Below are 13,846 nucleotides of genomic sequence, written 5' to 3' on the forward strand. Positions count from 1 at the left end.
ATAAGGCGGGGCAATGGAAAAGTTCACTTTTACGGCCCGTCCGCAGGATGCCGGCCTTCGTCTCGACAGCTTCCTGGCGGAGCAGGCCGGCGCCCTTTCGCGATCGCGCGCCAAGGCGCTGATCAAGGAAGGCGCGGTCAGCATTGACGGCGCTGCCACGGACGACCCCCGCAAGGCCGTCATTGTCGGCAGCGTCTATACGCTCGAGATGCCTGACCCCGTGCCGGCGGTGCCGCAGCCGGAGGACATCCCGCTCGATATCCTGTTCGAGGACGAACACCTGATCATCCTCAACAAGGCATCCGGAATGGCCGTCCACCCCGCGCCGGGCAATTGGGACGGCACGCTGGTCAATGCGCTGCTGTTCCATTGCGAGGGGAAATTGCCCGGGATCGGCGGCGTCGAACGCCCCGGCATCGTGCACCGCCTCGACAAGCTGACGACGGGCGTCATGGTCGCGGCGAAGACAGAAGTCGCGCATACCGGCCTGTCCGCCCTGTTCGCCGAACACGATATCGAACGCGCCTACCTCGCTGTCACCCGCGGTGCGCCGCGGCCGCTTTCCGGGACTGTCGATGAGCCGATCGCCAGGTCGACTGGAGATCGCAAGAAGATGGCCGTTGTGCGAAATCCCGACGGGACGGCTGGCCGGCCCGCCATCACGCATTACAAGGCGCTGCAGACTTTCGGCCTGCGCGACAGGGGCACGGGCCTGCCCGCTGCGGCATTGATCGAATGTCGCCTCGAAACCGGCCGCACCCACCAGATCCGCGTTCACATGAGCCATATCGGTGCGAGCCTCATTGGCGATCCGGTCTATGGCCGGTCGAAGGGCATCACGGCCTGGGGATCGGGAGACGGCTACGACGCCGCGAAGGCCGCCGCCCGCAGTTTCGAACGCCAGGCCCTGCATGCAGGCGTGCTCGGCTTCATCCATCCGGTCACGAAAGCGGCGCTCCGTTTCGAAGCGCCGCTGCCGGATGACATGTCAGGCCTGATCGCGGCGCTGCGCCGCCTGCCGACCGAGGACTGAGCGAAGGCTCACCCGCCGCCGGGGGCGACAGCCGCCTCTTCGGTCACGATCGGTTCAAATCGCAGTTTCCTGGCTTCCAGCACGACCTTGCCGATCTTGTCGGTATCGGCCTGGATCTTGATCGGCACTGTTGCGCCATTGCCGAGCGGCGCCAGCCACATGCGCAGGGGGCCATCAATGCCGGACAGGTTATCCTTGTTGGATTCGCCCTTCTTATAGCCGGCAACCTTGTCCATCGTGACATGGCATTCGATCGCCTCGCCCGTCCAGGCCGCCGTCTTCATGTGCTTCATGCCGGCATTCTTGAGGTGCAGGTAGGTCAGTTGGCGCCCGTCAAAGATGCGGATCGGCCCGCCGCACGGGTCGGCGCCCGGCGCGCGGGGCTCCAGCGCGAAGGTGATCAGCGCCGTGATCGGGTCATTGGTCTTCAGCACCTGTTCGGTCGTCGCGGCCGGATCGCCGAGATTGCCGAATTCCGGTACGGCCTTCATCGAGAAGGAATTCGGGCCGATGGTCAGGTTCACCTTGCGGTTCTTCTTCCCGTCGCGGTTCTGGGACACGTAATTGTAGGTCTTCAGCTCGTTCTCGCGGGTATAGCCTGAGGCCTGCAGCACCATGTCGTAATTGATGAACCAGTCAGCGATGCCGGTCACCTTGACCCGCGAACTGATCAGGTAATTGTCGGGCCGCATCTCGACATCGAAGCTCGCCCTGCCGGTCGCGGGGATGAACAGGACACGCGCCTTCGCCTCCAGCTCGTAGATCATCCGCATCGGTTCGCCGGCTTTGACATTGGCGAGCAAGGCCGTCGCTGCCGGACGTGCGGGCACAGCGGTATCGGCCACAGCGAACCCTGTGATGGCGAGGGCGAGGCCTGAGGCCAGAAGGAGCGGTTTTCTCATGAGACGAAATCCTTTGGGTCGGTTCGCATTAAGCCCGTCCTATATATAATGGACGCCAACGCCGCCTGAACAAGATTGCCCCCATAATGCCCCAATCGCCGGCCGGTTAGCAGTCAACTATCATGACAGGCCATGACACGGGCTGCAAAACCGCCAATTGCCTGCCTCAGAGAGTTGACATGAGTGGCCTTGGCCCTGTAACGACGCGCCTTCGAGACAATCCTGAACCTGCAATCGGAGCGAGGCCCATGTCCCGCGAATGTGAACTCACCGGCACCAAGCCGATCGTTGGCCACCTGGTCAGCCACTCCCAGCACAAGACCAAGCGTCGGTTCCTGCCGAATCTGGTCGATGTGACGCTTCATTCCGAAGCGCTGGACCGCAAATTCAAACTGCGCATTGCGGCGAAAGCCCTGCGCACGGTCGACAAGCTCGGCGGCCTCGACGGCTTCCTGGCGAAAGCCAAGGACGCGACGCTTCCGGCCAAGGCCCTGAAGATCAAGCGCGACATCGCGAAGAAGACGACCGCAGAAGCCTGATCGCTTCTGGCATGCATGCATTACAGAACGCGCTCCTTCCGGGGCGCGTTTTTGTTTGCAGGCAGGGTTGCATGGCCAGGGTGGCCGGGGCCTGCCAAGCTTGACAGGTGGGCAGGGGGGCTTTCAGGTCGGGGCAACCCGTTCCTCTGAAACAAGGCCCGCCGCTCATGCGTCTCTCCTGTCTCGCCCCCGCCGCCCTCCTGCTCGCTGCCTGCGCCACGCCGGCCCCGGCAACGCCCGTTCCTGATGATGTACGGGCCGACACGGTGACCGTCTTCAGCGGCGGCACGATCTATACCGGCAATCCGGACCAGCCGACGGTCGATGCCGTTGTTGTCGGTTCCGACGGGCGCATCATGGCGACAGTGCCGCCAACATCCGCCGACTGGAGCGAGGATGAGGTCACACTGATCGACCTCAAGGGCGCTGTCATGTTCCCGGGCTTCACGGATTCGCATGTCCACCTCCTCGGAGTCGGCCAGCGCGAACTGATGCCGAATTTCGAAGGCACCACCTCTGTGGCAGATCTCGTGACCCGGCTGCAGGCCGAGCTTGAAGGCAAGACTCCCGGCGGCGTGTTGTATGGTGGCGGCTGGATCGAAACGGGCTGGCCGGAAGGTCGCATGCCCGTTGCCGCAGACCTCGACCCCGTCAGCGGCGCCTCCAGGGTCATCCTCTGGCGCGCAGACGGCCACGCCATGGTGGTCAACTCCGCCGCGCTTGCCGCAGCGGGCATCACGGGGCAGACACCAGACCCCGACGGCGGCCGCATCGAGCGCGGCCCGGATGGCGCGCCCAACGGCCTCCTGATCGACAACGCCATGAGCCTGGTCGCGCCGTTGATCGGCAGGCCGGATGACGCCGCGATCAGGCTCGGCCTCGAAACCGGTGCCAGGCTGTATGCCTCGCGCGGCTGGACCGGGGGCCACAACATGAGCGTTGGGGCCGCGGAGATTCCGTTGATGGCCGAGCTGGACGCGGAGGGCCGCCTGCCGATCCGCCTCTACAACGCACTCGCCATTAAAGGCTTCGACATCGCCGCGAACCACGACATGGAGACCGACACGATCCGCAATCGTGCGGTCAAGCTCTACATGGACGGCGCCCTTGGCAGTCGCGGGGCCTTGCTGATTGCGCCCTATAGCGACCGGCCGGACACGTCCGGGCTTGCCCTGATGAGCCCGGATGGCCTGGCAGCGGTCATGGCCCGGGCCGATGCAGCTGGCGTCCAGCTTGCCATCCATGCGATCGGCGATCTCGGCAACCGCCGCATCCTCGATGCGGTCGAGGCTGGCGGTTATGACGGCGCGCATCGCTGGCGGATCGAACATGCCCAGATCATCGCACCGGAAGACCTTCCGCGCCTCGCCGCAGACGGCATCATCGCGTCCATGCAGCCGTCCCACGCCATCGGAGACCTGTTCTTCGCGCCGTCACGGCTTGGCATGGACCGGCTGGCCGGGGCCTATGCCTGGCGCAGCCTGGTCGATTCCGGCGCCGTCGTCATCGGCGGCTCGGACGCCCCCGTCGAAGTCGGGTCGCCCCTGATCGAATTCTACGCTGCAGTTGCCCGCAAAAGCCTCAAGGGCGAATCCGGCGAGGGCTGGCATCCCGAACAGGCCCTGACACGGGAAGAAGCGCTCGCCCTCTTCACCTCGGCCGCCGCCTATGCCGCCTTTGCGGAAGACGATCTCGGCACGATCGAGCCCGGCAAGTTGGCCGATTTCACCGTGTTTGACCGTGATCTCATGACCGTGCCGGAAGCGGACATCCTGCAGGCAAAGCCGGTCATGACCGTCATCGGCGGCGAAATTGTCTGGCAGGCGGCAGACTGAGCCTTTAGGTTTCCGACGGTTTCGAACGCATGGGGCAGCCCGCCATAATCGAGCTGTGCCTTGATCCGGGCCGAGCCCCAGCCCGGTGTGCCAAACAGGATTATTCCGGCCATACTGGCACCGTGAGAGGCCCGCCGTGCGGTGGTCAAGAAGCAGTCCGGCCGGTCCGGACCGCCGCGGCGGGATTCGTGTTTTCCCTTACGTCGCACTAGGCGTCGGCGCTTCGCGTGCTAGAACCTACCCTGAGACAATAATTCCTCCCCGACGAGACAGAGCTTCCATGACAGTGATGAGTGATACCGATGCCCTTGAAGGCATGAAGCCGACCGAAAAGATCAACGTGAAGAAGGTCTTCGGCCTCGACACGACGATGACTGTGCACGGCTTCAAGACGCGCACCGAATATGTGCCCGAACTTGACCCGGCCTACCGGTTCGACCCCCAGACCACGATGGCGGTCCTCGCCGGGTTCGAGCACAATCGCCGCGTCATGGTCCAGGGCTATCACGGCACAGGCAAGTCGACCCACATTGAGCAGATCGCGGCGCGCCTCAACTGGCCGATGATCCGGGTCAACCTCGACAGCCATGTCAGCCGGATCGACATGGTCGGCAAGGACGCGATCGTCCTCAAGGACGGCAAGCAGATCACCGAATTCCGTGAAGGCATCCTGCCTTGGGCGTTGCAGCGCCCGGTCGCCATCTGCTTCGACGAATATGATGCCGGCCGGCCGGACGTGATGTTCGTGATCCAGCGCGTGCTGGAAGCCAGCGGCAAGCTCACCCTGCTCGACCAGAACCGCGTCATCGCGCCGAACCCGTTTTTCCGCCTGTTCGCCACCACGAACACGGTCGGCCTCGGCGACACGACCGGCCTCTATCACGGCACCCAGCAGCTGAACCAGGGCCAGATGGACCGCTGGAGCATCGTTACCACGCTGAACTACCTCGAGCACGACGCCGAGGTGGAGATCGTGAAATCCAAGGCGACCGGCGTCGACGATGACACGCTCTCCAAGATGGTCACGCTCGCCGATCTCACCCGCAATGCGTTCATGGCCGGAGACCTCTCGACCGTGATGAGCCCGCGGACCGTCATCACCTGGGCCGAGAATTTCGTGATTTTCGGCAATCTCGGCCATGCCTTCCGCATGACATTCCTCAACAAGTGCGACGAACTGGAGCGCCCGCTGGTCGCTGAGATGTACCAGCGCTGCTTCGCCGAGGAACTGCCGGAAAGCGCCCTGATGGTGAAGGTCGCCTGAACGGATACGGACACGCCATGACCACGACCAGCCTGACCCTGACGAGCCGCGACGGTTTCGAATTCGGTGCCGTGCGCATCGAACCGACGGGCGCACGTCTGGCTGGCCTGATCCTGGTGCAGGAGATCTTCGGCATCAATTCCCATATGCTGGATGCCGGCAGGCGGTTTGCCGCCGAAGGCTACGAAGTCCTGATCCCGTCCATGTTCGACCGCCAGAAACCCGGCTTTGTCCGCGAGGACCATTCGCCCGAAGCGATCACTGAAGGCGGCGGCTATGCACGCGCCAACGGGCTGGAAAATGCCATGGCCGATATCGATGCCTGTATCGACGCACTGGAGCGGCCGGTCTTCATAACCGGATTCTGCTATGGCGGTTCGATCGCCTATCTTGCCGCCTGCCAGTTGAGCGGCCTCGCGGCGGCGTCGGCCTTCTATGGCAGCCTCCTGCCGGCCTTCAAGGACTCCGAGCCCAGATGCCCCGTGATTGCGCATTTCGGTCGCGACGACGCGCATATCCCGATGGAGGGCGTCGAAGCCTTTATCGCCACCCGGAATGATGTGCCGGTCCATGTCTACGAGGCCGGCCACGGATTCGCGCGGCAGAATTCCGATGACCATCACGCCGCCAGCGATGCGCTCGCCTTCCAACGCACGCTGGATCTGTTCTCGACCACGGTCCGCTGATGGCCAAGGACACCACCCCCCAGGACCTGTTCAAGCAGGCGCTCGCCACGACGACAAAGGCGATGAGCGCCGACCACGACGTGGAAGTCGGGTTCGGCAATGATGCCAGCGATGGCGAGCGGATCGTCCTGCGGCCGCCCCCGATCGACTTGCCGCCGGCCGTGGCTGCCCGGATCCGGGGCGAGGCGGACGCCGTGGCGCTGCGCCGGGCGCACCATGATGACGCTGCCCATATCCGGAACCGGCCGCAGGGCGACCTGGCGCGCAAGGTCTATGACGCCGCCGAACTGGCCCGCATTGAAAGCCTCGGGTCCAACGCGATGCGTGGCACGGCCGAGAACCTCGAAGCGGTGCTCGAACAGCGCTGCACGTCCGGCGAATTCGGCACCGCCGCCGACGATCCTGACGCCGTGCTTGCCCCCGCGCTCGAATTCCTGCTGCGCGAGAAGCTGACCGGCCGCGCCCTGCCGGAAGACGCCCGGCGTATCGCCGACGTCTGGCGTGAACGTGTCGAGGCTGAAACCGGCGGCGCGCTCGACACGCTGATCGCCCAGCTGCGTGACCAGGCGAGCTTTTCCCGTACCATACGCGACATGATCCGTGACCTGACAGCTGGCGACCAGTCGGGCGACGAGTCCACCGCCGAAGACGAACAGGAACAGGACTCCGAAGACGAGGAGCAATCCCAGCAGGGCGACCAGGACATGGAGTCCGACGAGCCGATGGGTGCCTCCGCCGAGCAGATGGAGGCCGGCGACACGGAAGAACTTGAAGGCGAGGAAACCAATGTCAGCGTCGACCAGGACGCCGACCTCGAAGCTGATGATGACGCCGACGATGCCGATGACGGCTCTAAACCCCTGCGTCCGAACTTCCGGGACGGTGACGAACGCGACCGGTTCAATTATGCGGTATTCACCCGCGCCCATGACGAAGTCGCGCAGGCTCCCGATCTTTGTGATCCGGAAGAGCTGACGCGGCTGCGTGCCTATCTCGACCACCAGCTGCAAGGCTTGCAGGGCGCGGTCTCCAAGCTCGCCAACAAGCTGCAACGCCGGCTCATGGCCCAGCAGAACCGGTCCTGGAGCTTTGACCTGGAAGAAGGCGTTCTCGACACGGCGCGTCTCACGCGCGTCATCACGGACCCGACCGCGCCGCTCACCTTCAAACAGGAAGATGACAGCGATTTCCGCGATACGGTCGTCACGCTACTGCTGGACAATTCCGGCTCCATGCGCGGTCGCCCGATCATGGTTGCAGCCCTCTGCGCCGATATTCTCGCCCGCACGCTGGAGCGCTGCGGCGTCAAGACCGAGATTCTCGGCTTCACGACCAAGGCGTGGAAGGGTGGCATGGCGCGCGAAGACTGGGTCCGGGCCGGCAAGCCCAATGGCCCCGGCCGCCTCAACGATATCCGGCATATCGTCTACAAGCAGGCGGATGCCCCGTGGCGCCGCGCCCGCAAGAATCTCGGCCTGATGATGCGCGAAGGCCTGCTGAAGGAAAACATCGACGGCGAGGCCCTGCTGTGGGCACACGACCGCCTGCTTGCCCGCGCCGAACAGCGCAAGATCCTGATGGTGATCTCCGATGGCGCGCCGGTCGACGATTCGACGCTCAACGTGAACATCGGCAACTATCTTGAGCGCCACCTGCGCCAGGTCATCGACGAGATCGAGAACCGCAGCCCGATCGAACTCATCGCCATCGGCATCGGGCATGACGTGACGCGCTATTACAAGCGCGCTGTCACCATCGTGGACGCCGAACAGCTTGGCGGTGCGATGACCGAGCAACTGGCCAGCCTGTTCGACGAAAACGGCCCCAATCCCAAGGCCATGGCAATCCCGCCGCTGACCGACCGTACCGTGCGCGGCTCCACCAGCGGCGCGCCCAGTTATGGCGGTCGCAAGGTGGGCATTGGCCAGGCGGTCAAGAAAACCACGCTGCAGGCGGTCAAGGGGCCGAAATCCTGACCGCAGGGCCTGTCCCACAATTCTGCCTTCATGCTAGGGTCGGATGGGTCAGTCAGGGGACAGCACACATGCCACGCAATCCAATCCGAACGCCGCTCATCCGTCTCGCGCTTTCCGGGCTGCTGCTCGCCGTTGCGGCCTGCGCCTCCGGGCCCGAACCGGACCGGCTGGTACTGCTCGGCGATGCCCAGGCAGCAGGTGACAGGGTCGAGGAAGTCGCCCAGGCCCGGGCCCTGCTCGCTGATCCCGCCGTCACCGGAGACTTGCGCACCGATCTTGGCGACATCCTCGCCTCCGCCGGCCAGACAGAGGCGGCTCTCGTTGCCTACCGCCAGGTGCTGACCGAAGCGAGTTCGCAATCCCCGCCCGATTATGCCTACCAGATCGACCTGCGTGCCCGCATGGCCGAGATTGCGCTGGACGCCGGTGACAAGGCCCGCGCGGCTGACGAGATCGGCGCAGCGGCCCGCCTCGCGCGCGTGCATCTCGGCGCAGACCATCCGCGCCTTGCCCCGTTGCTCGCCTTCGCCGTGGAAAACGACCTCGACACCGGCCGCATTGCAGAGATCGTCGGCCTGCCCGTCGGGGTCATGCTGAAGGACAGCATCAACCGGTCCCGCGAGTCTGTGGTGTCGGCGTCCAGCGTACCGACCCGCGCCCTGGGCGTTGAGCCTGACTTTGATCTCGTCCGCGTCTTCTTCGGCACCAACCGCGCGCCGCGCCATGCCACGCCGCTGCTGGTCGATGGCCAGCCGGTCCTCGACCCCAGGAAATACTATGGCGGCAAGCGCGCCCCGCTGCAGACCGGCAGCGTCATCGTCTCGGTGCCGCGCAATCGCGCGCTCGGCGAGATCCCGAAACCCAGCATCTTCAGCTTCGACCGCCGGCCGGACCCCGCCCGCCACGTCATCCTCGGCGACATGACGCTCGACCCGGACATGCAGGCCTTCGTCAACAATGTCCGCCTCCAGCTTGTCCAGTCGGATCGCCGTGAAGTGTTCATCTTCATCCACGGCTACAACAATGATTTCCCGACCGCCGTCGAGCGCACGGCCCAGCTGGCTGTCGACCTCGAGATTGACGGTGCGCCGGTGCTGTATTCCTGGCCGTCGGCCGGCAGTGTGTTCGGCTACAAGGCAGACCGCTCCCAGATCACGCAGGCCACGATCGACGACCTCGAACATTTCCTCCACGTCCTCACCGAGCAGACAGGCGCCGCGCGCGTCAACATCGTCGCCCATTCCATGGGCAACGAATTCCTCGTCCGGGCCCTGCAGGAAATGGCCGATGACGAGCGCGCCGTGCCCGCCCCGTTCGACCAGATCGTCTTTGCCTCGCCGGATGTCGATGCCGATGACTTCATCGAGATGATGGGCCGGGTCAGCGGGCTGGCCCGCGACATGACGCTGTATGCGAGTTCCCGCGACCGCGCGTTGCAGGCGTCGCGCCGCTTCAACCGGTCCGGCCGCCGCGCCGGGGAATCCGACGAGCCGGTCCTGCTCGCCGGGCTCAACACGATCGACACGACGCAGGGCTCCACCGGCGGGCTGGCGCTCGGCCATTCGGACATTTTCGGCGCTGCCTTCCCGGATTTCCAGGCCATCACCTGGCTCAGCCTCGAGCCGGAACAGCGCTGCGTGCTGGGCAAGCGTGAGGTGAAATCCGGCACGGCGTGGATCTTCGGCACGCCGCGGGCGGACTATTGCGGCGCAGCGGATTTTGCCACCGCGATGACCACCGTGCGCCGCCTCGGTGTCGCCGACTCGATCAGCGAATTGCAGGCCCTCGCCGCGTCAGACCCGGCCGGTGCCAGTCACTGGATGTCCGCCCTGAAAGTCGTGGAAAACCTGAAGTAACGGGCGCGCCGCCACCGCCCCGCAAGCGAGGCCACCGCCGGTTTCAGGGCGCATCAAGCCTTGGCCAAGGCCTCTTCCATGAAGGCGATGGTGCGGTGCGCATAGTCCTTCTGCACTTCGCCGCACACCCGCGTCTTGACCCGGTCGGTCAGGGCCGCGCGCAACACGCCCAGCGTCCGGCTGTCTGCCACGATCACAAGCTGGCTGAACCTGTCCTCCATCGCCCAGCGGTCGAGCATGCCTGCAAGGTCTTCGGCAAAGCGGGTTTCGGCCAGCTGGTGCCAGTCGGTTTCCTGGGTCGTGCCGCGCCGGTCCGGCGAGATGGCAAACCGGCCGGGCCGGTCGGTGCCCTGCGCGCTGGTCATCGGATTGTCAGACGTGTCATGCGCCACCACGCGCAGGTCCATGATCGCCTCGTCGCCATTGTTTTCAAGCAGCAGGAACTTGCCGCCGTCGCACACAATCACCCAGGTTCCGTTTTTCAGTTTCATGACATCCACCTCTGCTTTCCAGGCAACCTAAGCCATCAGGCCGCCGCGCGCCAGAACAGGCTCGGAGAGACGGTGGGTCAGCAGTGGGTATCGCTCAGCTCAAATCACCCTACGTGTGCTTTATTCCAAATCAGCTAAGCGGCTTCTAGGCGATGGAATTCACGATGCCAGCGTAAAAATTCAGGATGGGGATGGTATTCAGTCTTCTTGGGGCGAACCAACTTCCTCGTTGGATTGATCAAGCGTTCGATACTTTCACGATCGTTCACTTTTCGAGAGATGATGATCTCGTCATTGGCGGCGACTCCAATCAGCCCTCGATCGAACATCCAATGAACGGTGCCCGATAGAGCCAATCCATTGCAAATTTTGTCGGGACCTCCATGCTCCACAGGTCGAATATGTGCGGCTTCGGCTTCGGCCCTTCCTCCACCATTGATAAAGTTCCATCCCGTAATTGCGCACCGCTTCTCATAGGCATGTAACACAGCGGTACGAAACCTAGCGTCACGTACTTTTCGGTTGAGTAACTGGGCAACAATCTTGCGCTCGGTCTCATGCACAAAGCCGAGTTGATCCTCCCGCACGCCATTTTGCCGATGTTCGTTATCTAGATCGTTCCGGCCGACGCGTGGCAATTCTACGCCTGCGTCGGGCCAGGCTAGGCCAAGTATGCGATCAAAAGCTTCATCGGGGATGTGACGAACAGCTTGGAGTGCGACGCCAACATTCGTTGAGCCGTTCTTTCCCGCCAAGCTAGGCTCAATGAAACTTCCATCCACAATCCTCGGAACGGGGCTCGCAAAGTCTGCATAAGTCTCCGACCGAATTTCTACATAGTATAGGCCGTCATTCGAAGGGTCAGGAGATATTGGGCCAAGTTCGGCTGTCGCAAAGTACGATCCCCGGCTTTCCTCGCTTACGCCAGTATCTTTCACGGGCCGATAAAATACAGCCCAATCCCGTACGGCAGATTCGACGCGATTAAGATAGCGTCGAGGGAAGTGGTATCGGATGCCAGTATCATCGTCGTAGATGGAGGATGATTTTTCAACCAGAACCACTTTGACCATGAAAGTATCTCCTACCTAGTTCTTCCCGAACTTCCTGTCCCGTCCCGCCAGCAACCGCAACCTGAGCGCATTCAGCTTGATAAAGCCTTCCGCGTCTTTCTGGTCGTAGGCGCCGTGGTCGTCCTCGAAGGTCACGATCTTTTCCGAGTAGAGGGAATAGGGTGACGAGCGCCCGGTCAGGTAAGCCTGGCCCTTGTACAGCTTGAGCGTCACGTCGCCGGTCACCCAGCGCTGCGAGTAATCGATCGCGGCCTGCAGCATCTCGCGCTCCGGGCTCCACCAGAAGCCGTTATAGATCAGCTCGGCATATTTCGGCATCAGCTCGTCTTTCAGGTGCGCCGCGCCGCGGTCCAGCGTTGCCTGTTCGATGCCGCGATGCGCCACCAGCAGGATCGTGCCGCCGGGCGTCTCGTAGATGCCGCGCGACTTCATGCCCACGAACCGGTTTTCCAACAGGTCCAGCCGCCCGATGCCATGCTTCTTGCCATAGGCGTTGAGCGCGGTGAGCAAGGTCGCAGGGCTCATCGCCTCGCCATTGATGGCGCAGGCGTCGCCGCGCTCGAAACTGATCGTGATCGTTTCCGGTTTGTCGGGGGCTTCTTCCGGGCTGATCGTGCGCATGTGCACGAATTCCGGCGCTTCCACGGCCGGGTCTTCCAGCACCTTGCCCTCGGACGACGAGTGCAGCAGGTTCGCGTCGACGCTGAACGGTGCGTCGCCCTTCTTGTCCTTGGCAATCTCGATGCCGTGGGATTCGGCGAATTTCATCAGGTCGGTGCGGGACTTGAAGTTCCAGTCGCGCCACGGCGCAATCACCTTGATGTCCGGGTTCAGGCCGTAATAGCCCAGCTCGAAGCGCACCTGGTCATTGCCCTTGCCGGTGGCGCCATGACACACCGCATCGGCGCCCACCTGGTCGGCAATCTCGATCTGGCGCTTGGCGATCAGCGGCCGGGCAATCGACGTGCCCAGCAGGTACACGCCCTCATACACGGCATTGGCGCGGAACATCGGGAACACGAAATCGCGCACGAATTCCTCGCGCACATCCTCGATGAAGATGTTTTCCGGTTTCACGCCGGCGGCCAGCGCCTTGGCCCGTGCCGGTTCCAGTTCCTCGCCCTGGCCAAGGTCGGCGGTGAAGGTGACCACCTCGGCGCCGAACTCGGTCTGCAGCCATTTCAGGATGATCGACGTGTCGAGACCGCCGGAATAGGCGAGGACGACTTTTTTCGGGGCGGTCTTGGCGGATGGCATGAGATTGCACCTTTTTTGTGCGCGGCAATAAAGAGTGTTGCCATAAGGACAGAACCCGTGACTGACAAGGCAGGCGCCCGGGCATTTCCTATGGTTAAAGAAGTCCTGAGCCCCTATACTCGCCCCAGACGCGTATAGTGACACCCTTCCTCCCGACCTGCTGACGAGACGGCATATGTTCACCAAGGATTTTGTCAAACCGGAACCGGCCAGGCCGATGATTCCGCAGAGTGTGCTGGACGTCGTGCGCGAGGCGCAGGCCGCTGGCCGTCGGGCAGAGGAAAAAGCCAACCTTAACATGCCCTTCCGCGCCCGCCTGCGCGCGCGCGAGGCCGTGCGTCCGCAATCCACGCTGGCCATCATTTCCGGTATACAGGCCAGGCCCCCCGCACAGGCCGCCAAGGCGCGGCCTTTCCGCCCTGCCCCGCCTTCGCGCGCGCCCAAGCGGGCCATGCGTGCTGCGCCCGGCCAGTCGGGCCCGCTGCAGATCGGGCGTGGCGGCAAGGGCCTCGCCCTCGCTGGCGGCGGCCACGACGATGATGGCGGCTCCAGCAGGCTTGGCGACATGTCCCAGTTCGCCTTTGCCGGGCTCGCCGTCCTCGGCCTTGCGGGCCTCTCCTTCATGGCAGCCGACAGTGCGCTGAACGGCGGCTTTGCCGATCAGGACGGCGGCGATGGCCAGCCGGACACATTCGCCAATGGCCACCCGACACCGCCTGCGGGCGACGCCTCCGTGGCCGCGATGGCGGTTGCCTCCACCCCGGTCGGGGCTGCGCCGGTCCAGTGGTTCGATTATCGCAAGCTGGCCGATACGCTGGCCGCGCAGAAGGCCAGCTTCCAGGCTGCTGCTGCCGAAAGTGCGAAGGCCGACGCTGCCGCCGCCCGGCAGGCCAAGGCGCAGGCCGCCACTGCGATAGCCGAGGCCGAAGCCGCT

At 63.9% G+C, this 13,846-nt stretch carries 11 protein-coding genes and 1 pseudogene; 8 read left to right on the forward strand and 4 right to left on the reverse strand.

Features of this window, described 5'->3' with window-relative positions:
- The first annotated feature begins 13 nt into the window (after positions 1-13).
- Positions 14-1,033: an RluA family pseudouridine synthase gene (locus HJO_RS12155; protein ID WP_035617141.1), complete on the forward strand. Its 1,020-nt coding sequence runs from the start codon at positions 14-16 to the stop codon at positions 1,031-1,033.
- A gap of 8 nt (positions 1,034-1,041) precedes the next feature.
- On the opposite strand, the gene HJO_RS12160 is transcribed toward HJO_RS12155, so the two are convergent.
- Positions 1,042-1,935 carry a DUF3108 domain-containing protein gene (locus tag HJO_RS12160; protein WP_035617143.1) on the reverse strand — a complete coding sequence of 298 codons (894 nt, stop codon included), beginning with the start codon at positions 1,933-1,935 and terminating at the stop codon, positions 1,042-1,044.
- Between the two features lie 248 nt (positions 1,936-2,183).
- On the opposite strand from HJO_RS12160, the gene rpmB reads away from it, so the two are divergent.
- From rpmB to HJO_RS17805, 6 genes are all read left to right on the forward strand, one after another.
- On the forward strand, positions 2,184-2,474 hold the full coding sequence (gene rpmB, locus HJO_RS12165) for a 50S ribosomal protein L28 (protein WP_035617144.1): 291 nt from the start codon (positions 2,184-2,186) through the stop codon (positions 2,472-2,474).
- A 167-nt stretch (positions 2,475-2,641) separates the two neighbouring features.
- Positions 2,642-4,309 carry an amidohydrolase gene (locus HJO_RS12170; protein WP_035617145.1) on the forward strand — a complete coding sequence of 556 codons (1,668 nt, stop codon included), beginning with the start codon at positions 2,642-2,644 and terminating at the stop codon, positions 4,307-4,309.
- A gap of 280 nt (positions 4,310-4,589) precedes the next feature.
- Positions 4,590-5,573 (forward strand): cobaltochelatase subunit CobS, encoded by a 984-nt coding sequence (gene cobS / locus HJO_RS12175; protein ID WP_199285759.1) that lies wholly within the window; start codon positions 4,590-4,592, stop codon positions 5,571-5,573.
- Positions 5,574-5,590: 17 nt separating this feature from the next.
- Positions 5,591-6,259, forward strand: coding sequence for a dienelactone hydrolase family protein (locus HJO_RS12180; RefSeq protein WP_035617147.1), 669 nt, complete (start codon positions 5,591-5,593; stop codon positions 6,257-6,259).
- Positions 6,259-8,235 (forward strand): cobaltochelatase subunit CobT, encoded by a 1,977-nt coding sequence (gene cobT / locus HJO_RS12185; protein WP_051618545.1) that lies wholly within the window; start codon positions 6,259-6,261, stop codon positions 8,233-8,235. Before HJO_RS12180 ends, cobT begins: the two co-directional genes overlap by 1 nt.
- A gap of 68 nt (positions 8,236-8,303) precedes the next feature.
- Positions 8,304-10,091: an alpha/beta hydrolase gene (locus HJO_RS17805; RefSeq protein ID WP_051618546.1), complete on the forward strand. Its 1,788-nt coding sequence runs from the start codon at positions 8,304-8,306 to the stop codon at positions 10,089-10,091.
- A 53-nt stretch (positions 10,092-10,144) separates the two neighbouring features.
- On the opposite strand, the gene HJO_RS12195 is transcribed toward HJO_RS17805, so the two are convergent.
- The 3 genes from HJO_RS12195 to HJO_RS12200 form a co-directional block, all read right to left on the reverse strand.
- On the reverse strand, positions 10,145-10,582 hold the full coding sequence (locus HJO_RS12195; RefSeq protein WP_035617148.1) for a baeRF12 domain-containing protein: 438 nt from the start codon (positions 10,580-10,582) through the stop codon (positions 10,145-10,147).
- A 134-nt stretch (positions 10,583-10,716) separates the two neighbouring features.
- On the reverse strand, positions 10,717-11,655 hold the full coding sequence (locus HJO_RS18235; protein ID WP_084141951.1) for an HNH endonuclease: 939 nt from the start codon (positions 11,653-11,655) through the stop codon (positions 10,717-10,719).
- Positions 11,656-11,670: 15 nt separating this feature from the next.
- Positions 11,671-12,912, reverse strand: coding sequence for an argininosuccinate synthase (locus HJO_RS12200; protein WP_035617149.1), 1,242 nt, complete (start codon positions 12,910-12,912; stop codon positions 11,671-11,673).
- A 175-nt stretch (positions 12,913-13,087) separates the two neighbouring features.
- On the opposite strand from HJO_RS12200, the pseudogene HJO_RS12205 reads away from it, so the two are divergent.
- Positions 13,088-13,846: pseudogene (locus HJO_RS12205) on the forward strand (hypothetical protein); the annotation flags it as partial.

The organism is Hyphomonas johnsonii MHS-2 (assembly GCF_000685275.1).
Lineage (GTDB): Bacteria > Pseudomonadota > Alphaproteobacteria > Caulobacterales > Hyphomonadaceae > Hyphomonas > Hyphomonas johnsonii.